This window comes from Alcaligenes endophyticus, from assembly GCF_026344035.1.
In the GTDB taxonomy this organism is placed as follows: Bacteria; Pseudomonadota; Gammaproteobacteria; order Burkholderiales; family Burkholderiaceae_B; genus Alcaligenes; species Alcaligenes endophyticus.
Map to the genome: position 1 here is coordinate 140,414 of NZ_JAPKND010000008.1, position 25,899 is coordinate 166,312.

The following is a 25,899-nucleotide window of genomic DNA, read 5'->3' on the forward strand; positions in this document are numbered from 1 at the left end:
TTAAATAGTGCCCTGCGCTGTACCTAGACTGGGTGTGATACTTAATTAATAAGCAGCTCCATACGTTTCAGTATAAGGAGACAAATAAGGTGCTAAGGGTAAGCTGGTGTTGGTCCGTTGTTGCTGATCAAAGTAGTATTTCATATAAACACCACCAATTACCTGCCGGTAATCGCCCGATTTATCCATGCCTATATGGCCGCCCAGTAACATGCCTGGCATTACGTCATATTCGGCGGCTAAATTCAAATTATAAGATAAGCCTGTTTTGCTTTGTCCGGGGTAAGCACCCGCGTTCGGTATATAGCCAAGCATGGTCATAGCGCTATCGCCGAGAATCGTACGATATAGTTGCTGCGCCTCTGCCTCGGAATAGCCCGGAAAAGCATCGGCAGCCTTTTCCTTAAAGTGCTCTATCGCGACCGAGCCGGACAGCTTCACGGTCAGATTGCCTTCTTTTTTAGACCAATTAAATGGTACACCAAAGGAGAACGAGTTTTGCGGGCTGAAATAACCCCCGTGTCCAGGCGTGAAATGTCGTAGATTTTTGGCATAGCTGGTGTAGTTCAAATTAAGCCCAGCAGTAAGCAAATGGTCGTCTTCATTAATAAAATGTGAATACACTCCTACATTCGTTTCCAAACGCCGGTTAGACTCTACATTTTTACCTCTGAGTGTGTGCCAAGAGGTCGACGCATATAAACCTGCATCACCTAAATCTTTACTAATATCGACGCGAACGCCGCTGGCCATGACGCCGCCCGTCACTTCGCCAGTGACCGGATTCTCTACGCCTGCAAAAGACATCACACTGTCTGTGACTGGTCGCGACGACACATTAATACCTGCCTTCACCGAACCATCGTCTGATATGGCCCCACTATAAGCTACGCCGCCCGTAAACGACTGGGTTTTAAACCCCAAAGGCGTCACCCCCAAATCAATCTTCACACCCTGTAACTCATAGCCAACAGCTAAACCGACACCCGTTTGACTGGTTGGCATGCGGTCACTAATGCGCCTGTCATTGGCAGCATTACCAAACTCATACTGAGGCCCAACGATATTACGTATACCGTGCATCTCTTCTACCAACCTACCTGTACTGAACTTGCCGGAATCTACAAAGGTAGGGGTGATTCGAGCAAACGCTTTACCATCACCAAAAGGCATGCTCGCCTCTATGGGAGACTGCATCTCATCCAGACGGCTAGTGCCGCTACTGCCAGTGCGGGAACGATAAATGGCGCCGGCTTTCAGTTCGGGCGTTCGGTCTTGTTGTAATAGTGCCAGCTCCTGCTCTAGTGGAGTCAACGCGCGCGCCGAGGCAGAGCTAGCTGATAAAGGGGCACGCTCATAGGGATTGCCTGCATAGGCTTGATTTAAGGATGCTTGATCGGCTCGACCAGGCAAACCTCCCGGAGCAGCACGATAGTTCCCCGTCGCCGCCGTTGAGATGGGCTGAACTGCAGGTGTAGGATCCCAGCCTGCATGCTGCCTATTTGCCGACGCCATCGCCGTAGATGGCTGGGCAGCAAAAGCCTGCACTGCAGTACTGTTGCTACGTTGTCCTGGCAAGCCTACGAACGGGTTACTACTTCTGCCAACGGCTGCATCAGGTCTGCCCACGTCTGCGAACTGCCCATTAGCCGAATAGCTACGTATATCTGACTCTTGTAGGGTTACCGCATGCTGTAACAACTTTTGCGCCTTAGACACCTTGCCTTGTACTCGATAAATACCCGCTGCAGTGGTTAAGGTATTAATATTGTCTGGCGCTAGAGACAAAGCACTTTGAACGGCCTGATCTGCGTAACGAAAATCACGCATTTGATTTGCCACTAGCGCAGCCCCTATATACAAATCTGGGTCATTGGTATTTTCATGCAATAAGCCCTGATAAATGTCCAACGCCTGCCGTGGCTGATTTGCGGAGGCATACATACGCGCTAACGCCGCCAAAGCTTGAGGGTCATTAGGGCTATTATTTAATACTGGCACCAAAGCATCATAAGCGGCCACCAGATCCCCTTGCTCACGTAAGGACTCAGCCTGTTTAATTGCCTGCGTATTGTTCAGATCCCGTAATGTCTTGGCCTGCTGCGAACTCAACTGCCTAGACTCCAGTGTGCGCAGCACACTCATAGCCTCGACGTCTTGATTAGTACGAAACAGTAGGCCAGCATATTGCAACAACACATCGGGATTCGGCGTAGTGCTGCGACTCAGCTCTCTGCGCATCATAGCCATGGCACGAGTGCTGTCTCCTGTTTCGGCATAAGCGCTTGCTACCTGAGCCGCTAAAGCAGGCTCTCTGGCGACTTGGGGGGCCAACTCATCCAGCAAAGCACTTGCTTCTACCTGCCTACCCTGCTGCGCCAGAGTCTTGGCATAGTTAATTTTTACGTGTGTGGAAGCGTCCTGCTGCAAAGCCCGCATGTCGGCCGTCAACAAACTGGGCGGAATTTTGCCCAAACTTAATAAAGCCCCTTGCCAGTCATTTTTCTGCACCGCAAAAATGGCTGACGTATACAAAGCATCAGCATTATACGGATCAGTTAGCAATAAGCCGTCAAGTAGTCCTTGAGCTTCTTTCTGATACCCCGACTGGTTGTAAAGCTCGGCCAGCTCCAGCCTTACCCAGGCGCTATTAGGATCGGCCGCCAGAGCCTGCTCCAATGTGGAGCGGGCCGAAGCTAAGTCACCACTTTTCCGTTGTGCCTGAGCCAGCCCAGCCGCGTACATGCCTTGTAATCTAGACTTTCCACCAGCAGCAGTTAACTGTTTGGCCGATAGAGAGTCTACGAAACGCGTAGCAGTTTCGACCTTCCCGCCTTGGGCATATGCTTGCACCAGCCCCAGCAGAGCTTCCGCATTTTCAGGCTGCAGTCGCAAGGCAGCCTGATATAACCCCTCGGCCTTGCTATATTCTCGCTGCTGCATGGCGACGCGAGCTAGCCCCAAATTGGCTCCTACCTCTTTGCTTTGTAAAGGCTTGGCTTTGTTAAACAACGCTTCTGCCTGCTTATAGTCATTGGCTGCCAAGGCCCGACTACCCTGATCTATCAAGTGCCAGTATTGCGCTGTGGAATACGCATTGCGCCAATTATTGGGCTGAGCTTTATAAGCCTGACTCAACAAACTCACGGCCTCAGGGATACGATTCTGCCGCAAACGCACAATACCTAAGGTGCCGATGGCATCTATATGATTAGGACGTTGAGCCAAAATAGCCTGCAGTTGCGATTCGGCCAAGGCCAAGTCGCCCCTGTCCAACAGCTCCCCTGCCCTACGCATGGCATCCACGTAAGGATCAGCGGCAGCGGTTGCTCGCTGCGCAGCGCTGGCAGCCTGACGTTGGCTTTGCAAATACTGTGTCTGAGAGTCGTACTGTGCCCGAATTTTCTCATCGTCAGGATACGCTTTCAAATAGGCTTCAAAAAAAGGCCGATTCTCTAATTTAGGTAACTCCCCCATCCAGCCTAAAGCCTCACGCCAGCTCTCCTTAGCCTCTTGACTGACCTCTGGTACCTTGCTGAGCTGCTCCAACTTCTTTACACCCTGAGCCCGTGTTCCCTCTTTACGCACCAGTTGCCGAGCCAGTCGCAGTTGTACCTGAGCATCTTGAGGCCTGTTTTCGCTTAGACGTGTCAGGCCGCCAATCGCTTCCTCCAGGCCTTGCTCGTCAGCATAAGCCAACGCCGAATAGTACTCTGCAGCCAGCTCGCCATCTGGGGCCTGTCCGCCCAAAGCTTGCTGATACAAAGGCACGGCAGCTTGCACATCTCCTTCTTTAGCCGCCTGCCGTGCCCGCTCAAGGGCTGACTTACTTTCAGGTGAACTCAGCCGTAGCTCTTGTTCCAAGACACCTATTTGCTTGCTGTTCGGCGCCACCCGCTTCAAACGCTCTAAATAACTGTTAGCACTCGCCCGTTGCTGTTGGCGTATCGCTGCTTGTCCCAAACTGAACAAGGCCTGCTGATTGTTGGGGTCTATCTGCAGCAGTTTTTCCCAGATTTCCGCCGCCCGCGCATAATCTCCCCGTGCATGCCAATGCTCACCCTGCTCCTGTAAAACGGAAATATTGCTATTTTGCGCCTGTACTCCAAATGGAAACAATATAGCCAATAACAAACCCGCAATTTTTTTATTTTTAGCTAACATGTCTTTTCCCATTTGGGGCGTAAACTACCCGTCTTTTCGAAACGATAATACCCATCAGCCCAACCCTGCCCAAACAGGCTTAACACCACATCATAATAAGGAGGCTGTTGCACTTTAGTGCGCACAGGCTGAAAAGCTGCCCGTAACTCTACTTGTACACGTTCACGCTGCCATTGCGCCTGATCCATATCATTCAAGGATATAAAATATGGCAATAAAGCAGCAGAAAAACCAAAAGGGCCTTCCCCTATGGACTGCCCCGTCAATGTATCTACCTTTTCAGGCGGTACGACACGCTGCTCGGCCTGCATGAGCTCGGCCATGCCTGATAAAGCCTGTAAGACTGGCTTGGCCAAGGGATCTGCCGGATCTGTCATGCCCGCCCATAAATACGTACGTATGGCATCGTAGCTGCCCTCTGCTCCTTTTTGTTCGTCTACCGTGAACACGTACTTGTCGTTTTGCTGCTGATAAACATTCCAGTCTGCTGCCAATCCCTTAGGTGTAGCCTGCTGCATAAACCTTAGCGTGTTATCTACCAGAGCCTGCCATTCTGAGTTTTCAGATGCTCCGGACAAATACCGTAAAACAGGGATAGGAAGGTAGCTCAAATTCAGCAACCAGTTCTTCTCATCCGTGCGTACAAACCCATTTTTACCCGGCAACAACATGGGACCGAACTCAGGTAGATCAGCAAACTCCTGCTCCTGGATCAAAGCCAACAACTGTTGTGCTGCCTGCTCATACTCGGATTGCCCCCATAAGCGGCCAGCCTCCAGCAAAGCATAGGCAAACCACACATTCGCATCCGATGCAGTATTGGCATCCAGCACTTTCCATTCATTGTCTTTAGTCTTGCCCCACGACCATGCAGGCAGGTTTTTTGACATATCGCCGCTGGCAAGGTTATCTACGCTCCACGTCCACATCTGTTCAAAGGCTTTGCGATCGTTGGCCAATAAAGCAAAGAACATGCCATAGGACTGCCCCTCGGATGTGGTGTACTGCGTCTCTACGCTCGCATCCAAAACTCGGCCGCTATCTTGCAGAAAATGTTGTTTGAAACTATCCCACAAAGGCCAATCTATAGGTTCGCATGTCGCGGCCTTAGCCCCTCCAATGAAAGAGAAGCTAAGTGCAGCACATATCAATAGTCTTGGTAACATGACTACCTCAAGTTTTTCCCTGTTTACGACGTCGGCCCAGCAATTGGCTTAGGATGAAGCCCACCGCTATAACCCCTAACAGGCCAGGTATCCATAGCGTTCGCCACTGGCCTGCATACTGCCACCACTGATAAAGCGTCCACTGTATACGAGTCCATATATCCAGACTCCCTACCGCATAGGTTTTCTCAGCCAGCAAAGAGCGCACCTTATCGCCACGTATTACTACAGCGCTGCCTTCGATGCGCTCCCCCGCGCGAGCCTTTAACAATGCATCACCGATATCAACTAAGGCCTCGGAGTCCGTACCCGTTAGTACCACGACGCTGCGCCCGGAGTTGAATGGCGACTCAAAACCCGTTATCAGTCCACTGCGACCGTCACTACGATAGGCGACCTCGCTTTGCTGATCACGAATTCTGTCAGCTGGGTTGGGACTGACCCAATTACTGGTGCGGTACACCAGATCAGACGTCCCAAACTGGCGATTATGCTGCGCTGTATATTCTGGCAGGTATTGCTGCCAGTTAGCAGGCAACTTGCTGGCAGGAGAAATAATCAACAAGTCTTTATCTAGGTCTAGGCTGGCCTTAGCATCTACTACCCGCACACCTGTAGCGGGTAGTCCCGTTGACTCGCCCATTCGACCCATGGTGACCAGAAAGGTGCTCAACTCCTGCTCATCCGGTGAGCTGGCCAGCACCACCGCTGTCTCGGACAAGTCAGCAATCCGGGTAAAGGGGAAACCCATCTCACTAAACGCGGCTAAATCCGGCATTTCCAAATAATGATTACGGCCACTGATATCTATCGTACTGTCAGGATCTATCTGCCCGCGCACATTATCCAGCAAGGCATCCTTACAAAACCCTTCCTTTATATAATCGTACATATAACGATAAGTCAGCTCAGAGCGATTCAAGAGCTGGTACAAAGGCACACGCACATGCTCCTGCATGGGTAACATTTCACCCGGCGCCATAGCTGCCAAACTCGCATCTCGGCCCTCTAGCTGAGTCAAACCCAGTAACGGTAAGGACTTCAAATACTGATTATCTACGCCTAATATCAAAGACGAGTTCACAGCCCCAGGCTGCACGGTATACCGGTACTTAAGATGTACATCAACGGGCGACTGACGCCAAGTGAACAAATCTGGAGGCAATCGTAGCCCCATGCGTATGATAGGTGAATCGTAACCAGATACAGCCAAGCGCTCAGGCGTGATCAACTCACCAAATTGAACCGGACGCTCTGTGCTCAGCCAGCGCGGAGCATCATAGGGACGTCGTGCTTGTATCTGAGGAGGCTCATAAATTTCTGCCTGTGGCCCTGTTAATATCGATCCACCCAATACAAGCGCTTGTGCTGCGCTGCGCAACTGCTCCGCGTTGCCGCCGCTTATCACCAACAACTTGCCTTTGCTGTCATTGGGATTGCTAACCATGCTGATAGAAGGAAGGCTCGTAGTCCGCACTTCAGGAATAAAGGAGCCCACCTGTTCCGGCGATGTAAAGACTATGCCATGCCCTTTTTCGGGCAAGCGATTCTTCAAAGCGGTAAAACGAGCGCCACGATAATCCGCCAAGGCGCCCAACCACGAGGCCACAATACCGCTAGCCTCGTAAGTACCCGAGGTGGGCTCACCCAGAAATACAAAAGGCACATCTAAGCGGTTTGGGTCTCTGGGATCAAAAAAAGGAACTGGTAGTATAGATAGGTCGTTGACCAGAGCAACTTTCTGTAAGTCGAGGCTCAGCGTACTTTGATTACTGACGTTAGCCCAGAGGCTGGAATGTAAGGGATCCTCACACTCTAGGGTGTAGTGCCCTATCAGTTGCACACGCAATTGGTTATGAGCAGCCAAGAGGCGGGCAGGTATGCTGACTTCTTGGGTCAAGGGACGCCCAGCTCCCTGTTCGGTCACAGGTATGGTATATACCACCTCGTCATTGACCAGCACATTAATATGCGAATAATCATCCAATAAAGAGGGAGAGTAGCTGTAATGTAAGGTCACAGCGCCCCCGCTGGCCACCTCATCGGCGCGCACATTGAAAAACACGCTATCACTGCTATCTACGCCCCGTAAATTAAACGGAAAGCGAGCGCCCAAATCTTTAAAACTCCAGACCTTATCCTGTTGTAAAGCGCGCTGCGCATACGGCAGGGCCTGACGTGAGGCTTGCAGATCTTCGCTCTGACTATGCAGTTCAAAAGATGAACCGACGTTGCTCGCCGTCTGGGCGACACTGCTCACGGTTCCCAGTAGCATGCCCATTGTCAGCAATGACGAAGTAACACGACGAATAGAAGTTTTCATGTCCACCATACTCATTATTGTTCTGCCACGCCTGTGGCTCTCAGACGGCTACGAGCACGGGCACGTAAACCTACATAAGCCACGATACTGGCTAGGCTAATACCCATGATGAAAAGTAAAGCGAGCACCCATGGCCGCTGGCCCAAGAAAAACTGTAAGCCTCGCTGCCACCCCAAGTGACCGGTGTAATAAGTGGTTTTTGTCGATAAAACATCTACCTGATCACCAGCCACAGCCACCACACTGCCCTGCACGGCGGCTCCCAAATCTGCCTGCTTAAGTAAGCCTGCCAAGGTTTTCTCTGTTTGCTCGGAGTCATCGCCCATAACCACCACCACGTGGCGATTGCTATTTAAAGGGGATCTAAAGCCGCTCATCACTGTCTGGCCGCCGCTTTTGTCTCTAGCCTTAGCAGGCAAATATTTCTTCCATTGCTCCAACAAGCCAAGGCTACCTCCGCCTGCTATCAGCAATAAGTCTTTGTCTGCCAAACCCTGATCCGTTTTGGGATCGATCAGTACTTGTACCTCTGTGGCGGGATAACCTGTGGACTGACCGATTCTAACCATCAGCAGCAAGAATGTTTTGACGTCACTATCACTAGCCTGGAGCAATACAGCCGTCTCGGATAGATCCGCCATACGGCTAAAAGGGTAGCCTGCATCAAAAAACACGCCCATATTCGGCATAGCCAAATGATGCATCATGCCACTCAGATCCAAAACCGAATCTGGATCTATACCACTAACCACATTATCGGCCAGCAAGTTTTCACATTCATTAAAGGAAGGCGTGGGATAGTAAAAACTGAAGCTTAACGTCGCGCGTGTGGATAAGGTATTTAAAGGGACGAGTATGCTTTTTTCCACTAAGGGCAGTGCATCGGTACCGAAGGTACTCTCTGTTCGCGCAGAATCTTCATTGAACTTTATCGTTTTTAGTTGCGCTTGGCCTATATCCACCGATAAAAATGCACCAGGATCTTGTACATTACGTGCAGGCCTGTACTTGACAGTCAATGGCACACGATCATTTCGCCAAGCATACAAATCAGGCGGCAGACGCAAGTGCATATTGATAGGCCTAGGCTTATAGCCATGCGTAATCAACGCCTCAGGCTCGACTAACTCACCAAACTTAACAGGTCTGTTTATGGGCAACCAATTAGGCGCATCGTAAGCCTGACGCGGTTGCACGCTAACCGTTAAGTCCGTTGCTTCAGCCCCCGACAAAAAATCGCCGCCTAAGGCCAAAGCCTTAGCCGCAGTGACCACTTCCTGACCGGTCTGCCCACTGACTGTCAACAACTTGTCCATAGGAGCATTGGGCGCATCTTGAATCATTAAGCTTGCTCCCTTGCCTCCCGCATGCGTACCCAACGCTGCTAGTTCAGCATGGGTACCAATTGCTATAGCTGAACCCTCTTTAGGAAAATGATTCAGCAACTGAATATCCACACCACGATACCCAGACAAAGCGCCAAACCAAGACGCCAGTATCCCAGCCGCTTGCACGTTGTCTTGGCTGTTTTTAGCTAAAACCAAGGCTATGCTTTGCCTACGTCCGTCTTTAGGATCAAAGAAAGGTACAGGTAATAGACTTAAGTCGTTAGGTAAGGGCCGAGCACGTGCCTTAACTTCCAAATTAGAGTCCGACTGTAATTCTGTCCACAACGAGGCATGCAAAGGGTCTTCACACTCCTGTGTGTAGTGCGCGACCTGATGAAAACGCAATTGATTCATCGGCTTTAATTGCGTTACTGGCAGGCTGAGGCTGTACTCCTCTTTCTGACTGGAAACATCCTTATTCAAGTCAATAGTTTCCACCAACTGATCGTTCAGATAAACCGTCAGGTGCGAGAGGTCTGGCAATAAGGCCTCAGAGTGAGCTAAACGTATGTTTAGACGTAAGTCCTCGACCTGTAGGTTATCGGGCACACCGAACCACACAGTCTCATTATCCTCAACACCGTGTAACGTAATCTGATCTGGAGCGCCGAGCAGACTGAAATCCAATTGGTAGGTCTCTGCTTGCCCTTGGCCTGCCCAGAAAACCAGGCACAGAGCAACTTGCTGTAGTGCTCGTTTTAGTAGTGTCAATGAAAGCATGTTCATACGTTTATTTTGTTGTAGATGCAAACAAACGCGCAAACCTACTGCGTACGAATTGGTTCGCCTCACGACCCAATACCTTGAATCCCTGCAGACTAATATGACCGATAGACTTCATCGCCACCCACGCAGAATCTTTTTCTCCATCTGCCCAGAACAGCGCCCAGGTATCCGCTCGGGCAAAAGTCACCTTGGCCAGCTCGGCCTGCTGTGCGATGGAGAGCTCGTCAAACTGCATACCCAGTTTATTGTCGCCGACGAATACCACTCGTGCCGGAAACATCGCTTCTTCCTCGTTACGAAAGACACTGACCCAAACCTGCTCACCGACTCTCAACGGCAACTGCCCTGTCGTTCTCACACCAAGACCAAACTGAGAAAAATCAGTCGTTTCACAAGCAAAACGATATCCCCCCTGAGTCTGTATGGTGGCGACAAGGTTTGAGACTACTCGCGGTGCCTGCCGTATTTGTTTACGCTCCCCTGCGACCGCCAAACTAGCACTGGAAATCACAATATTATGCAAGGTCCAGCCCAAATTCATGATCAGCGTCCACATCAAAGCCCAGCTATCAGCATAAAACACCAAGCTGACAAAGCCGACAATAAAACCAATAATATTAAGACTGAGCAAGGCAATATAAGGACGAGATAACTCCCAATCAAAATAGTCCTGCTCAATCACACCGCCCTTCTGAGTAACGTTAAAACGCGCTTTGTTTGGTGAAACTAGCGTAGCTAGAGTAGGCAGCATGATGTACCAAGCCAACACCGTCTCATACACTTCGTTCCAAAACGTATGTCGGTATTTCCCTTGCATGCGTGAGTTCGTTAACAAAGCATGCACAATATGCGGCACGGCGTAAGCCATAATTAGCAATGCTGAGGCGTTAAAGACATGCGCGCCAAAAAACAAGTAGGCTAAGGGCGCTGTCAAAAAAACCAATCGCGGCAAGCCATAGAAAAAGTGCAAGGCAGCGCTGGCATAGCATAACCGTTGTGCCAGACTCAAGCCTTTCCCTATCAGGGGGTTATGAGAGCGGAAAATTTGCGCCATACCACGGGCCCAGCGTATCCGCTGACCTACGTGCCGCGACAAGCTCTCTGTGGCCAAACCAGCAGCCAAAGGTATTGCTAAATATGCTGTGTTATAGCCTTTACGATTCATTTTCAAGGCAGTTAGCGCATCTTCGGTCACACTTTCTACCGCCACCCCGCCAACATCTAATAAAGCACTTCGCCGTAACACTGCACAAGAGCCACAAAAAAAAGTGGCATTCCATAAATCGTTACCGTCTTGAGTCAAGCCGTAAAATAGCTTGCCTTCGTTAGGCACCTTTTTAAACACTTCCAAGTTTTGCTCTAACGGATCAGGAGAGAAAAAAACGTGCGGGGTCTGCAACATCGCTAATTTGGGGTCAAGTAAAAACCAACCCATGACGATTTGCAGAAAAGAGCGTGTGGGCACGTGATCGCAGTCAAAAATGGCCACATATTCGCCATTTGTCACTTTCAAGGCTTCATTAATATTGCCCGCTTTCGCATGCCTATTGTTATCGCGCGTAATATAGCCGACCCCTGCTTGCTCGCAAAACGCTTTAAATTCGGGTCGGTTGCCATCATCCAGCACATAAATATTGAATCTGTGAGCTGGCCAGTCGTGAGCTAAAGCTGTCAGAGCTGTTTGACTGACCACATCCAAAGGCTCATTGTAGGTAGGGATGAAGATATCTACGCTAGGCCATAAATCCACGTCATCCGGAAGTGGAACCGGTTTGCGTTTTAATGGCCAGGCTGATTGAAAATAGCTCAGCAACAAGACCAAAATGGTGTAGAGTTCAGCCGCTAGCAGGCCATAGCCAAACAAGGCATCCACATTGGTTTCAAACCCTAAGGTAGAGGTCAGTCGCCAATATAAATAACGCAAGGAGGTGACGATAGAGATTCCGATTAGAATCAGTGTAGCCAACCGCCCTGTAGTGAAGCGATTAATGACATAAGCGGCAAGAAAGGTGGTGAAGGCAAACCCCAACTGCGCATACAACTCGAAAGGCGTGAACACCACCATTGCACACAACACGATTCCTACCGCCACCAACAGGCGGGTAAGCCAAGGCCCTAACCTCCACTCTGGCATGTGCTCAGGGAGGCGCATGTTTTTAGTAAGGAAAGACCTGCCAGCCTTCATGTCGCTTCATCCTGTTTATTGATCTAATTGACTTAGCACTTCACGCGCTACGGCCATAAAGTCACGCACTGCTTCGCTGTTTTCCATATAGTCAAACACGGTCATACCGCAAGCCAGAGATTCCGCAATCGCAGGGTCAGTGTGAATTCGCCCTATTACCATCTCTCGCTCTTCGTCACTTAATAACAAAGCGACATCGGTGGCTAAAGCCCTAGCCCTGTCTACCTGATTCAGTAATACCCCAGCACCAACAAAACCTTGCTTAGGATCGCAGTACTGCCCGATGAGCCCATGCATTTGCGGTAAAGTAATGTATGAACCTGCATCTGCCAGCACCACAATGACTACAAAATTTGCCGCTCGCAGAGCCTGCTGCAAGTACACCGAAGGGCCCGGCGGCGTATCAATAACAACACATGCCTGCTCTGGCAGCTTTAACTCAAGCAAGCGCTCTTTGAGCCAATATGGCTGCTCTCGCAACTGTCGCTCAAATTGATCCCGATTTGCCTCAGTACATTGCCCATAAGGCAACAACACTATTCCTGGAGTAGGAGCACTCAATAAAGCCTGCGCTAAAGGCAACTCCTCGACGCAAGTCTGGGCTAAACCATGCGTATGCTCAAAAGCTTGGTCTCGGAAATAATGAAAACGCAAAGCATTCTGTGGATCCAGATCCACCGCCAGTACCGCCTGCCCTTGGCGCACTAACGCTTCACCTAGGCTTGCGCTGACGGTGGTCTTTCCCACCCCGCCCTTGGCGGACACCACAGCGATAATATTCATTGATTTAATAAGCGCTGAAATAGATTGAGTTTCTCTGACTGTTGACTGTGTTCTTGTTCTTGGGCAATGGAATTAGCCCGTTCCAACCGTGCAAACAACGTCTGCACGCTCGCCGGAGCAGATTCAGAGTCAGGAGTTTTAGACTGCTCCCAAGCCTGGGCGGATATAGTAGGCTCAGCACGCGCCGCCGTGACCGATTGACTACTAATACGCTGAAACAAAGTAGTGACAGGCGCAGCACTTGTAACAGTATCCTGAGAGTGTGCCACCTCAGGAGCAATATCATCAGACTCTTTTTCAGGGTGCTGACTCACTAACTCCTTAGGCTGATGACCAGTACGATTTTTATGAACCGTCGCAAGCAAAGACCATCTGCGTAGACTCTCGTCAAGCTGTCTTTCGGCGGCTAATTCTTTATATGAACCGCTATCTACCCCTATCCCACCGAATAAGGTAGACACGTCGTTTTGCTTAGTCATGCTCATCTCCATGCCTACAGGTCTATTTCACCCGTACAAAAACATCAGGCGCTTAAGTGATAATCCACAAACGGCTGATCTAGGGTTAAGCTACTATGCTGCGAGACTTTCAAAGCTACACTCGCCCCAATACTACTTAGCCAATGCTGGTAAACACCTTCCAAAAAACTTGGGCTCCAAGCAGCGGCTGAGGGTCCAAAAGCATGCCAAATAGGAGAGCAATAATGCCGAAGTTGCAAATAGCTAGGATGTTCAGACAGCTCTACCCACCCCCAGTTAAGTGCTTCCCAATGCTTATTAGCCGCCGCCTGTATGTCTGGCACAGTAGCACAAGGGCCTATAGGCAAAGAACGCGCAGCGCGCTCACCAATCTGCCTCATAAAAACCCGTAGCTCGTTTTCACTCATGGCTTGTGACAACTCGTCGGCAAGAGCCAATATGAAAAACCGCCATTGAGTAGAGCAGTTTTTTTCCGCAAAATACTGTAGCACCAGCTTTTCCTGACTCATTAGTAGGCCCACTAAAAAAGGTGATAGTCATCGATAGAAATATCGAACCAAGAAGTAACACTGATTCACGCTCGAACGATGTGGATATTGTATCTGTAAATTACCGCCATCCTTGCTTACATTTCGTCCAAGAACTGCCACTAAGTTAACAATTGTGAAGATTATACGTTTTTCTATTACAGCCTATTTGTATTATTCGAATCCCCAATACTAAAAAAGAAAAAAACTGTCAAGTTTCTAATTACTACAGTTATTATTCAAGGAGTCAACACATGCAATACCCCTCGCTAGCCCTATACATCAACGGCGAATTCCTGCGTGATAACGCGCGCGATCAACAAGACATTCTCAATCCTGCTGACGGTTCTGTGCTGGGGCAACTTCCCCATGCTAGTACTTCCGATCTTGATATGGCGTTACAGGCTGCTGCACAAGCCTTCAAAACGTGGCGCCATAGCTCACCCATGGAACGCAGCGCTATCTTACGTAAGGTCGCTCAACTGTCGCGCGAGCGTGCACAAGAAATAGGACGCAACATTACGCTTGATCAAGGCAAACCTTTAGCCGAAGCCGTGGGCGAAGTGGCGGCATGTGCTGATCACGCCGATTGGCATGCAGAGGAATGCCGACGTATTTATGGGCGTGTCATACCAGCCCGAGACCCCGCCGTCCGACAATGGGTGGTGCGCGAGCCCATTGGGGTTTGTGCCGCCTTCACCCCTTGGAACTTTCCTTACAACCAAGCCATTCGAAAAATATGCGCCGCTATTGGCGCCGGCTGCACCATTATTTTAAAAGGCCCTGAGGACTCACCCAGCGCGGTCATGGCTATCGCCCAAGCGTTTCACGATGCAGGCTTGCCTCCTGGCGTATTGAATATTGTGTGGGGTGTGCCAGCTACCGTTTCTGAGCATCTCATACGCTCACCTATTGTGCGTAAAGTTTCATTTACGGGCTCGGTACCAGTAGGTAAGCACTTAGCCTCTCTAGCAGGTGCCCATATGAAGCCTATCACCATGGAGCTAGGTGGGCACTCACCGGTCATAGTCTGCGCAGATGCTGATATAGACCGCGCGGCCCAACAACTCGCTCGCTTCAAAGTGCGCAATGCAGGTCAAGTATGTGTCTCTCCAACGCGCTTTTATATCCAAGAACAAGCCTACCCCCGCTTCTTGCAACGTTTTACCGAGGTATTGTCTAGCATTCGTGTGGGCGATGGCTTGCAAGCCGACACGCAAATGGGCCCATTAGCCCACGCTAGACGCGTGCCAGCCATGCAAACTTTTGTCGATAACGCTCGTGAGTTAGGCGGCAAAATTGTGTTAGGTGGTGAGCCTCTTGCTCGCTCAGGCAACTTCTTTGCGCCTACCATTCTCACTGACATACCCGACGATGCCTTAATTATGACCGAAGAACCTTTCGGCCCTATTGCTCCACTCACCACGTTCAACGATCTAGACGAAGTGATACAACGAGCCAATAGTCTGCCCTTTGGTCTGTCTTCCTATGTGTTCACCAATAACCTGCAGCACGCTCATCGCCTAAGTAGCGAATTGGAATCGGGCATGGTCAACATTAATCACTTTGGTAGCGGTCTGCCCGAAACCCCCTTTGGTGGCATTAAAGATAGCGGTATTGGTAGCGAAGGCGGCAGTGAAACCTTTGATGGCTATTTAACGACTAAATTTGTTACGCAAATTTAACCAGCGGCACTATGATGAAGCAGTAGGGCTATCCCTACTGCTCTTTTTCTCTACTTACCCTACACTTCAAACAGCTGTTTGATTTTTAAGGGTAAACATGAAACGTGCTGACCGTACCCAATTGGCGATACTTGATGCGGCCGAGCATCTCTTTTCAATTTACGGCCCTAACGCTACTTCTATGCGGCAAATTACCAGTTTGGCGCAAGTAAACCTGTCTGCCGTCAATTATCATTTTGGTGATAAAGACAACTTGGTTGACCAAGTGTTTCAACGCCGCCTCAATGCTCTGAATGACGAACGACTGCAATTGCTGGAGCAGTATCAACGCCAGGCCCCTCATGCAGCGTTAAAAGCCTCACAAGTCGTGCATGCTTTTTTTGCGCCACTTATACGCCATGCTTTTACGGTAGATCATCAAAAGCAATCTAGGCAGCCTTTAGTCGAACAAAACAATAGTGATCCAAACGGTTTTATCCGCATACTCTGTACCGATCAACGGGCTGGCATATTGCCCGTATTTCGCCAAGCTTTGTTAGCCGCCTTACCAGGCGTGCCGGAAGAGGAAATGGTGTGGCGCTTCCATTTCATGCTCGGCGCAACGTTCTATGCTTTACAAGGTACATCGGGCTTACGCCAGGCCTTATTGTTACCACCTAGCGAAAAGCCAGTAACCATGGAAATGCTAGAGGCTCGTTTAATGAGCTTTTTATTAGGTGGTCTACGCGCGCCTTTACCAGAAGACACGCTTACTCTTAATTCCTAGGAGGTCTTATGTGGTGGCTTTTATTTTTATTACTCGTTCTGCTAGCTTGCAGCGGCTATGTACTCCAGCGGCAAGACTTACGCATTAAATGGCTCAGCACGCCTATCTATCGCAGCTTTGCTAAAGTGTTGCCCCCTATGTCTGCCACCGAACAAGATGCCTTAGAAGCCGGCACAGTGTGGTGGGAAAGCGAATTATTTCAAGGCAACCCCAACTGGCAACAGCTACATACCTTCCCCTCGTATCAACTTACTGCTGAAGAACAGTCTTTTTTAGACCTACAGGTCAATACTGTTTGCGCCATGATAGATGATTGGCAGGTATCGCATGTTGACCATGATATGCCTGTCGACGTGTGGGACTATTTACGTCGCGAACGGTTTTTTAGCCTCATTATTCCTAAAGAATATGGAGGCCGCGGGTTTTCTGCGCAAGCGCACTCAGCGGTAGTGGCTAAGCTTTCAACGCGTAACTCCGCCCTATCGGTGAGCGTCATGGTGCCTAACTCATTAGGGCCCGCAGAGCTACTGCTGCACTACGGCACAGAAGAACAAAAAAATCATTACTTACCTCGTCTGGCCGATGGGCGTGACATCCCCGCATTTGCCCTCACCAGCCCTTGGGCCGGTTCGGATGCTGCCTCTATTCCTGACTATGGACTTGTCTGCGAAGGCGAATGGGAGGGCGAAACCGTACTGGGTATGCGCGTCAGCTGGGATAAGCGCTACATCACGCTCGCCCCCGTCTGCAGCTTATTAGGCTTAGCGTTTCGCTTGTACGACCCAGATCAATTACTGGGGAAGGAACGAGACCTAGGTATTACTTGCGCTTTAGTCCCTAGCGATCATCCCGGCGTGGAAACGGGCCGCCGACACTTCCCCTTGAACGCCGCTTTTATGAACGGTCCCACCCGCGGTCAAGAGGTATTCATGCCATTAAGCTTTATTATTGGCGGGCCAGCCATGGCCGGACAAGGCTGGCGTATGCTCATGGAATGCTTAGCAGCGGGACGTTCGATCTCCTTACCGTCCTCGTTCACCGGCATGGCTAAGTTAACCAGTTTATCGGTGGGCGCTTATGCAAAAGTACGCAGCCAGTTTCGCCATCCTATCGGACACTTCGAGGGAGTAGAAGAAGCTCTAGCACGTATCGCTGGCAACACCTATCTGATGGATGCTGCTCGCCGCATGACAGCCACTGCTGTAGATCAAGGCGAAAAACCCTCCGTTATTTCAGCTATTGTGAAATACCACATTACCGAACGCGGCCGCCAAGTGGTGAATGACGGTATGGATGTCATTGGAGGCAAAGGCATATGCCTAGGCCCGCATAACTTTCTGGGGCGAGCCTATCAACAAATACCCGTGGGTATTACCGTAGAAGGCGCCAATATACTGACCCGTAGCCTGATTATTTTTGGGCAAGGTGCTATACGCTGCCACCCTTATATATTGGACGAGATGCGAGCTGCACAAAATCCGGACCAACAGGCCGGGCTCCATGACTTTGATCGTTTATTTTGGAGCCACGTACGCTATACGCTCGCCAATACGGGACGTACCTTACTTTTTGCCTTAAGCGGAGGGCTTTTCGCTCGCCGCCTTCCAGCCGGCACAGACAAAGCATTGCATCGTTACTACCACCGCTTGTCTCGTTATAGCGCCGCTTTCGCTGTAGTAGCCGATGCCTCTATGTTGGTACTGGGAGGCTCTTTAAAAATGCGCGAAAGGCTTTCTGCCCGTTTGGGCGATGCGCTTTCTGAGCTGTACTTGAGCAGTGCTGTATTGAAACGTTACCAAGAAGAAGGCCAAGCCAAAGGGGATCTTGTATTAGTACAGTGGGCGGTACAAGACAGCTTACAAAAACTGCAAAACGCGTTAGACGGTGTATTGCGCAACTTCCCTAACAAAACAATCGGTTTACTCCTACGCGTACTCATCTTCCCCTTGGGGCGTGCCCACCTGGCTCCTGACGACAAGTTGGATCAACAAGTGGCGCAAACGCTCTTGCAGCCTACTGACACACGCGCTCGACTGACTCAAGATACCTATATCCCTGAACATGAGGATGAAGTCGTCGCAACGCTGGAGGCCGCGTTACACGCTCAATTAGCCACACAAGAGCTAGACCGTAAAGTACGCAAATTTGAAAAAAGTGGTCAATTAGCCGGCAATCCTCTAGCCAACGTTAGGGATATTCACACGGCAGTCTATGCCGCCGGTGGTTTAAGCCAAGCGGAGTACGATTTGCTTGAACGTCGTAACGTCTTGCGTGACAAGGTCATTGCTGTCGATGACTTTCCGTTTGATCTCAGTCATACTGAAAGCGTACAGAATAAAGATGCTTCAAGCTAAGGATTGCCGCCATGCGCTTTAAACCTGTTTACATTATTGATGGCGCACGGAGCCCGTTTTTAAAGGCGCGCAACGCCCCCGGCCCATTTAGTGCCTCAGAACTGGCCGTACAAACCTGTCGCGAACTTTTATTGCGTCAACCATTTGCCCCAAGTGATCTGAGCGAAGTGATTACCGGCTGCGCAGCCCCCTCACCCGATGAGGTCAACATAGGCCGCCTCGTGGGCCTTCGACTAGGCACTGGCCATGCCGTGCCTGGTTGGACCGTTATGCGCAACTGCGCCTCGGGCATGCAAGCCTTGGACTCGGCCATCATGTCCATCCAAACTGGGCGCTCAGATCTCGTGCTCAGCATAGGTGTGGATGCCTTATCCCATGCCCCTTTATTACTGAGTGATGAGCTAGTACAGTGGCTATCGCGCTGGAATAGTAGCCGCCGTTTGAACGCAAAGCTCAAGCTGCTAAGCCAACTGAAGCCTCAGTACCTTAAGCCTGTCATCGGTTTACTGAAAGGCTTAACTGACCCTACAGTGGGGCTGTCTATGGGACAAACAGCCGAAAACCTTGCACATCAGTTTGGCATCAGCCGCCAAGATATGGACGAGTACGCTGTGCTCAGTCATCAGCGTGCACAACAAGCGGCAAGCTTAAATCACTCCGAGCTTATTGCCTTGGTGGATCGCCAAGGCAAACTCTACGATCATGATGATGGCATACGCCCAGACTCAACTTTAGCGAAGCTCGCCCAATTGCGCGCTGTATTTGACCGCCCATGGGGCAATATCACCGCGGGCAACAGCTCACAAGTCAGCGACGGTGCGGCAGCCCTAATTTTGGCCTCTGAACAAGCAGTCATGCGCCATCAATTACGCCCCATTGGCCGCATACTTGATGTTCAGTGGGCCGGTTTAGATCCTGCCACCATGGGCTTAGGTCCTGTCTTTGCCGCCAGTCCTTTATTACGTCGACATGGTTTAGGCCTAAATGATATAGACCTCTGGGAGATTAACGAGGCCTTCGCTGCACAGGTATTAGCGTGCTTAGCCGCTTGGGAATCGGAGTCCTGGTGTCAGGAACACTTGAACAGTCCCGCCTTTGGGCCTCTAGACCGTGAAAGGCTAAATATTGATGGCGGCGCCATTGCACTAGGGCATCCAGTTGGAGCCTCTGGCGCCCGCATCGTCTTGCATTGCTTACAGGCCCTACGCCAACGTCAACTCAAAACCGGCATGGCCGCTATTTGTATTGGTGGTGGCCAAGGTGGCGCGGTACTGCTAGAAACTCTGGACGAGGTTCGCACATGAATCAAGAACTCACCCTGGCAAACTTTGTGCTACGACGTGATGAGCAAGGGCTAGCCTGGCTAGATATAGATTGTGCACTGAGTGCTGTGAATCGCCTCTCAGCCGATGTGCTCCAAGAACTAGGCCTAGTCATTGATCACCTTGCTACACAAACGCCTAAAGGCTTAATTATTCAGTCAGTAAAACCCTCGGGCTTTATCGCCGGTGCAGACATTGATGAGTTTTCAAGCCTAGACCATACGGAAAAGGGACAGGCCTTAGTGACCCGCGGCTGGCAACTTTTTCAGCGCCTCGCTAACCTGCCTTATCCCACGTTGGCGTTGATTCGTGGACACTGCCTAGGCGGTGGGCTTGAGCTGGCCCTTGCCTGCCGTTACCGGCTCGTGGTTGACGTGCCTGACACCCGGTTGGCGCTACCCGAGGTCATGCTGGGAATATTCCCTGGCTGGGGAGGCATGGCACGCTTGCCACGTTTAATCGGGCCTATCGCTGCCTTAGACCTGATGCTAAGCGGCCGCAGCATAGACGCCCATCGCGCGGTTAAATTAGGTGTGGCCGATGCCAAAGTGCCGGTGCGCCTAATGCATAAGGCTGCCATAGAGCATGTTTTAAGTGGGCGGCCTGCCCGACGAGCAACTGGTTTCAAGGCCTTGCTGAACCAAGCTTGGTTGCGCCCCCTAGTGGCCAAACAAACCCTTAAAGCCATTAATCAACGCGATCCCCATCAGCATTATCAAGCACCTCGTGCGATTGTGGAGGTATGGGAAAAACATGGTGGCAATGCCTTAAAAGCCCCTGAGCTCATTGAACAGCTCACCCGCTCCGAAGTAGCGCAGAACCTATTGCGCGTCTTTCATCTGCAAGAGCGACTAAAAAGCATCGGTAAGCGCAATTCACACCCTGATGTGCGTCATGTGCACATTATCGGGGCAGGAGTTATGGGTGGAGATATCGCTGCCCTCTGTGCGCTACGAGGCATCACGGTGACTCTACAAGATCAGAACCGCCAAAGTATTGCTCAATCTCAAGGTCGGGCAGCGGCTCTTTTTACGCGTCGCTTAAAAGACCCCATTGCGGTGCGGGCCGCCCTAGATAGACTGATCCCCGACCCTGAAGGCAAAGGGGTACCTAGGGCTGACGTGGTGCTAGAGGCGATTGTAGAAAATGCTGAGGCTAAACGCGCCCTCTACGCCCAATTAGAGCCCCAGCTCAAAGAGCATGCCATCCTGGCCACCAACACCTCTAGCCTACCCCTAGAAGAGCTGTCATTAGCCTTACAACGCCCCGAACGTCTTATCGGTATCCATTTCTTTAATCCCGTGGCGCGCATGCCCTTAGTGGAAGTCGTCGAAACCTTGGAAAGCCCCCTGCCCCTTAAGCAAGCCGCGTGGGCCTTTGTGCACCAACTCGGAAAGCTGCCCTTACCCGTACAAAGCAGCCCCGGGTTTTTAGTCAATGCCGTTCTCGCCCCGTACATGCACGAAGCCATGAAATGCGTCGATGAAGGTATCAGTCCCGCTACCATAGACTTAGCAGCGGAACAATTCGGCATGCCTATGGGTCCGCTTGAGCTCATCGATACAGTCGGTCTAGACATTGCGCTTGCCGTAGGCCAACAGTTAGTCCCCAATAGCCTCACCCCACAATGCCTACAACAGCACGTAGATAAACAGCATTTAGGCCGTAAATCAGGGCAGGGCTTCTATGTGTGGAAACAAGGTAAAGCTCAGAAACCGAAAGCTCATAGCGTTCCACACGGGTTGAGTGAGCGATTGATTACCCCTCTGATTCACCGTACCTTGGCACAAGTGCGAATTGGCGTAGTCGCCGATGACGATCTGGCCGATGCAGGTATCATTTTCGGTACAGGATTTGCTCCTTTTCGCGGTGGTCCACTGCATTACAAAACGCAACTAAAGGCATCTAATCCACCTAAACATTAGGGAAAACAACAGGTCTGCATACTCCCCCAAGCGCTGAGAAAGCTGGCAAGATAGTAAAAACAAACGCGTGTTTTAAAAAATGATAGTGCCGTAAAACCACGAGCTCCTCATTACAGGAATGCTGCTTCTACACGGAGACACTCAATGCAAACCACCGCTTTGCGACTACGCTCTTTAGCCGCTTTTAGTATGGCTTTAGGTACCGTTGGCGGCGCTCACGCCGCCGGTTTTAATCTACTCGAACAAAACGTCAGCGGCTTAGGCAACGCCTACGCTGGTTCGGCCGCCATTGCCGAAAATGCCAGTACTATTTATTTCAATCCAGCGGGCATGAGCCTGCTCCCCGGTACCGAGTTCTCGGCAGGCATAACCGCGATTAAACCCAGCTTTAAGTTCAGTAACGATGGCAGCACCGGCCCAGGAGGCACGCCTATTACGGGTGGCGATGGTGGAGATGCAGGGAAATGGGCGGCACTCCCTAATTTGTATCTTTCCCATCAACTTAGTCCTAAGTGGCACGTAGGGCTAGGCGTCGGAGCACCATTTGGCTTAACCACGGATTACGAACAAGGGTGGAAGGGGCGCTACCACTCTGAAAAATTTGCCATTGAAAGCATTAATATCAATCCCTCAGTTGCCTATAAAGTCAGTGATCAACTGTCTATTGGTATAGGTGCCAACTGGTTCCAAATTGATGCAGACTACCGCCTAGCCACACCGCGCCCTGTTCCCAATGTGGGCGTATTTGATATGGACACGCGGGTAAAAATGAAGGGCGATGCGTGGGGATGGAATGCGGGTATCCTTTATCAAGCCACGCCTAGTACTCGATTAGGGCTCTCTTATCGATCGCGCATCAAAGTAACGGCAGATGGCACTACAAAGCTCAAAAATCGTACTATTCCAGGCATACCCGATGGCACACCGCTGTCAAAGTTTGATGCCGAGGCAACCATTAAAATGCCCGACACGGCGATTTTCAGCGTGGTCCACGACCTCAACCCTAGCTGGACACTCTTAGCTGATGTGTCATGGACAGGTTGGAGCAGCATACCCAAACTGACGATAGAAAATAGTGGCCCTGGAGCCCGTGATAGTGAACTAGATTTACGCTTCAAAGACGCCTGGCGGGTCGCATTAGGAGCCAACTATCACTACAGTGAAAAATGGACATTCAAGGGGGGCGTGGCGTGGGATCAATCCCCCGTACGCCAGGCCAAATACCGTCCTACCGCGCTTCCCGATAACGATAGATACTGGCTTTCCATCGGTGCTCAATACCGCATGAGCAAGAACGCCACTTGGGATGTTGGCTATACTCACTTGTTTTTGCGCCATACAGACATAGACAATGACACCAATGTGCCCGAACGTGGCTTAACGCGCGGTTCCTACAAAAACAGCGGTGATATTTTAGGCCTCCAATTCACCTATCGCTTCTGAGCTTTATACGCCTATACTGCTAGTCAATAATCAGCTTGCCGTAACCCGCCCCAATAGGGGCGGGGCATATTACCCAGGAGACTGTCGTGTTACGACGTTCAATCGCCGCTTTAACATGCGCACTAAGCTTAGCTCTACCTAGCTTCAGTCATGCATTGACCATCGCCGATATTACTGTTCCCGAGCGCATTTCACTTAATCAACATGCATTAGTGCTGAACGGGGCCGGGCTACGCAAAGAATTCGTTTTTGACGTGTATGTGGCGGCACTATACACCCCTACTCCAACCCAAGATGCTGCCCTGATTCTGGACTCTGCTCGCCCACAACAAATCCGCTTATACCTCTTACGTAGCGTTTCCCACGATCAATTAATGTCTTCACTCAAAACGGGGATACAACAAAACTTAAGCGCACAAGAGCAAGCCGAAGTAAAGCCAGGCCTACATACCTTCGAAAAACACTTACAGAAAATCGGTGCTGTAGGGAAAGGCGATATCATCACCCTTAGTATGTTCGAGTCCCAGGTCACGATCGACTTCAATGAACAGCAAGTCGCCAATATTGATGACCAGCAACTGGGCACGGCTTTATTACAAGTCTGGTTAGGAGCTAACCCTGCCCAACCTTCACTTAAAGAAGCATTATTAGGAATACAACAATAAAATTGTTCCCACGGGTATTTCCGAAGTCATGCTTCTGTGTCCTTATTTATGCCTATATGGGTATAACTACATAAGCAAGCCGCTTATAAACAAATAAGTATCTTGTCGTTCAAGGCGTTTTTAACACTCTATAGAATGAATAAAACCATTCTTATAACTGAGTGTTAAATGCCTGCCCTATCCCGACTTTCCGCAACCACCCAAGGCCTGATCAATCAGATCGCTGATGAACTGGACCCTGCTGCACTCAACTGGATCTCTGGTTATCTGGCTGGTGTCGCCCATGCACGCACTAGTGGCGCTACGGCTAGCCTGGCGCAAAACGGTCTGGCCTTGGTCCCGAGCATTGCTGCACCAGCCGCTGAACAAAAGCCAGCCACTATCTTATTTGGTAGTCAAACCGGTAATGCACAGCGTGTCGCCGAGCAATTCGCTCTGCGCTTACAGCAAGCCGGGATTGCGCATCGCCTGTTGCGCGCTGATCGTTATAAAACCCGTGAACTGAAAGACGAGCAACTATTGTATGTCGTCATTAGTACCCAAGGCGAAGGAGACCCACCCGACGACTCAATTGCTTTCTTTGAGTTTTTAAGTGGCGCCCGTGCTCCTAAACTTGGTCACTTAAAATACGGTGTGCTTGGTTTAGGTGACTCTAGCTACCCTTTATTCTGTGGTATTGCCGAAAAAATCGATGCCCGTCTTAGCGAGTTAGGTGCACAACGGCTGTTAGATACCGGATTGGCCGACCTTGATATTGAGACCGTCGCTATCCCATGGCAAAATCAAGCGTTTGAGCTGCTTGAACAAGAGCAAGTCAAGCAAACAACAGCACAATCTAACGTTACCGTTTTAGGTCCCGCTACTCATCAAAATCAGTACAGCCGCACGGCGCCATATCTAGCCACGGTATTGGCACATCAAATTATCACGGGTCGGGACAGTAGCAAAGACATACGTCATTACGAGCTATCTTTAGAAGGCAGTGGCATCCGTTACCAGCCTGGCGACGCCTTAGGGATCTGGCCCCGCCAAAACCCAAAACTGGTCACAGCAGTCATTGAGCAACTTGAGCTAGATCCTACAGAAACGGTACGGGTACAAGATCAAGAACATAGCCTAGAAACCTGGCTCAGCCAATACCGAGAACTGACACAACTCACTAAGCCGTTCTTAACTGAACTGGCTACACGCACGAACGACTCTACCTTACACCAAGCCCTTAGTGCAGACGGTCTGAGCCATTTACAACGTTTGCTAGACACGCATCAAGTCATTGATGCGCTGCAACGCTTCCCCAGCCAATGGACGGCCACCGATATCGTTCACTCATTACGTCCACTTGCACCGCGCATGTACTCGATTGCTTCCAGCCAGAACGTAGTTGACGAGGAGGTTCATTTAACCGTTGCGAATGTGCAGTATACGTTTAACGAGCAAGCCCGCTGGGGTGTTACCACTGATTATTTAGCCCATATTGCAGAAGGCGATACCGTATCGATTTTTATTGATGCTAACACCCGCTTTCGTCTACCGGAAGATCCCGATCGCGACATCATTATGATAGGCCCTGGCACCGGAGTTGCCCCCTTCCGTGCTTTTCTACAAGAGCGCAGCTTCACCGCTGGTCAAGGCAGAAATTGGCTCTTTTTTGGCAATCCACATTTTCACTCTGACTTTCTCTACCAAACTGAGTGGCAACGCGCCTTAGAGGAAGGAGAGCTGCAACGTCTGGATGTCGCCTTCTCGCGCGAACAGCCAGAAAAAGTGTACGTGCAACATCGCCTGCTTGAACAGGCCGCTGATGTCTATGCATGGATTCAGGGCGGCGCCCACGTGTATGTCTGTGGCGATGCAAAGCAAATGGCCAAAGATGTGCACCAAGCACTGCAAGCTATTGCCCAACAGGCAGGTGGTTTAACGCCAGAACAAGCACGTGTTTGGCTTGATGAGTTAGCAGCCCAGGGCCGCTACGCCCGTGACGTTTATTAATGGTATATC

16 protein-coding genes are annotated in these 25,899 nt (G+C 50.5%); 8 read left to right on the forward strand and 8 right to left on the reverse strand.

Translation table 11 applies throughout. The annotated features are described in order from the left end of the window. Positions 1 to 45: 45 nt before the first annotated feature. Genes OSH01_RS13780 through bcsD form a run of 8 tightly spaced genes read right to left on the reverse strand, consistent with a single transcriptional unit; the run spans position 46 to position 13,723 of the window. The gene (locus OSH01_RS13780; protein WP_266124694.1) at positions 46 to 4,164 is read right to left on the reverse strand and encodes a cellulose synthase subunit BcsC-related outer membrane protein; all 4,119 of its coding nucleotides are present in this window, start codon (positions 4,162 to 4,164) and stop codon (positions 46 to 48) included. Further along, complete coding sequence (gene bcsZ / locus OSH01_RS13785) at positions 4,158 to 5,330, reverse strand: cellulose synthase complex periplasmic endoglucanase BcsZ (RefSeq protein WP_266124695.1); 1,173 nt, start codon at positions 5,328 to 5,330, stop codon at positions 4,158 to 4,160. The genes OSH01_RS13780 and bcsZ overlap by 7 nt, the downstream gene beginning before the upstream one ends. A 7-nt stretch (positions 5,331 to 5,337) precedes the next feature. Continuing rightward, positions 5,338 to 7,653: a cellulose biosynthesis cyclic di-GMP-binding regulatory protein BcsB gene (gene bcsB / locus OSH01_RS13790; protein ID WP_266124696.1), complete on the reverse strand. Its 2,316-nt coding sequence runs from the start codon at positions 7,651 to 7,653 to the stop codon at positions 5,338 to 5,340. A 14-nt stretch (positions 7,654 to 7,667) separates the two neighbouring features. Beyond that, positions 7,668 to 9,761, reverse strand: coding sequence for a cellulose biosynthesis cyclic di-GMP-binding regulatory protein BcsB (locus OSH01_RS13795; protein WP_266124697.1), 2,094 nt, complete (start codon positions 9,759 to 9,761; stop codon positions 7,668 to 7,670). A gap of 10 nt (positions 9,762 to 9,771) precedes the next feature. Next, positions 9,772 to 11,952, reverse strand: coding sequence for a UDP-forming cellulose synthase catalytic subunit (gene bcsA / locus OSH01_RS13800; protein ID WP_376918111.1), 2,181 nt, complete (start codon positions 11,950 to 11,952; stop codon positions 9,772 to 9,774). 15 nt (positions 11,953 to 11,967) lie between these two features. Then, positions 11,968 to 12,735, reverse strand: coding sequence for a cellulose biosynthesis protein BcsQ (gene bcsQ, locus OSH01_RS13805; protein ID WP_266124698.1), 768 nt, complete (start codon positions 12,733 to 12,735; stop codon positions 11,968 to 11,970). Beyond that, positions 12,732 to 13,214, reverse strand: a complete 483-nt coding sequence (gene bcsR / locus OSH01_RS13810; protein ID WP_266124699.1) for a BcsR/BcsP family cellulose biosynthesis protein — start codon at positions 13,212 to 13,214, stop codon at positions 12,732 to 12,734. Before bcsR ends, bcsQ begins: the two co-directional genes overlap by 4 nt. Positions 13,215 to 13,258: 44 nt before the next feature. Next, positions 13,259 to 13,723 carry a cellulose biosynthesis protein BcsD gene (gene bcsD, locus OSH01_RS13815; protein ID WP_266124700.1) on the reverse strand — a complete coding sequence of 155 codons (465 nt, stop codon included), beginning with the start codon at positions 13,721 to 13,723 and terminating at the stop codon, positions 13,259 to 13,261. Positions 13,724 to 13,995: 272 nt separating this feature from the next. On the opposite strand from bcsD, the gene OSH01_RS13820 reads away from it, so the two are divergent. From OSH01_RS13820 to OSH01_RS13855, 8 genes are all read left to right on the forward strand, one after another. Further along, the gene (locus tag OSH01_RS13820; protein WP_266124701.1) at positions 13,996 to 15,426 is read left to right on the forward strand and encodes an NAD-dependent succinate-semialdehyde dehydrogenase; all 1,431 of its coding nucleotides are present in this window, start codon (positions 13,996 to 13,998) and stop codon (positions 15,424 to 15,426) included. A 97-nt stretch (positions 15,427 to 15,523) separates the two neighbouring features. Beyond that, positions 15,524 to 16,192: a TetR/AcrR family transcriptional regulator gene (locus OSH01_RS13825; RefSeq protein WP_266124702.1), complete on the forward strand. Its 669-nt coding sequence runs from the start codon at positions 15,524 to 15,526 to the stop codon at positions 16,190 to 16,192. A gap of 8 nt (positions 16,193 to 16,200) precedes the next feature. Next, complete coding sequence (locus tag OSH01_RS13830) at positions 16,201 to 18,546, forward strand: acyl-CoA dehydrogenase (protein ID WP_266124703.1); 2,346 nt, start codon at positions 16,201 to 16,203, stop codon at positions 18,544 to 18,546. Between the two features lie 11 nt (positions 18,547 to 18,557). Next, positions 18,558 to 19,850, forward strand: a complete 1,293-nt coding sequence (locus OSH01_RS13835) for an acetyl-CoA C-acetyltransferase (RefSeq protein ID WP_266124704.1) — start codon at positions 18,558 to 18,560, stop codon at positions 19,848 to 19,850. After that, the gene (locus OSH01_RS13840) at positions 19,847 to 21,793 is read left to right on the forward strand and encodes a 3-hydroxyacyl-CoA dehydrogenase NAD-binding domain-containing protein (RefSeq protein WP_266124705.1); all 1,947 of its coding nucleotides are present in this window, start codon (positions 19,847 to 19,849) and stop codon (positions 21,791 to 21,793) included. Before OSH01_RS13835 ends, OSH01_RS13840 begins: the two co-directional genes overlap by 4 nt. A gap of 144 nt (positions 21,794 to 21,937) precedes the next feature. Beyond that, positions 21,938 to 23,236, forward strand: a complete 1,299-nt coding sequence (locus OSH01_RS13845; protein ID WP_266124706.1) for an OmpP1/FadL family transporter — start codon at positions 21,938 to 21,940, stop codon at positions 23,234 to 23,236. An 86-nt stretch (positions 23,237 to 23,322) separates the two neighbouring features. After that, positions 23,323 to 23,901, forward strand: a complete 579-nt coding sequence (locus OSH01_RS13850; protein ID WP_266124707.1) for a chalcone isomerase family protein — start codon at positions 23,323 to 23,325, stop codon at positions 23,899 to 23,901. Between the two features lie 168 nt (positions 23,902 to 24,069). Further along, positions 24,070 to 25,890 (forward strand): assimilatory sulfite reductase (NADPH) flavoprotein subunit, encoded by a 1,821-nt coding sequence (locus OSH01_RS13855; RefSeq protein WP_266124708.1) that lies wholly within the window; start codon positions 24,070 to 24,072, stop codon positions 25,888 to 25,890. Positions 25,891 to 25,899: the final 9 nt, after the last annotated feature.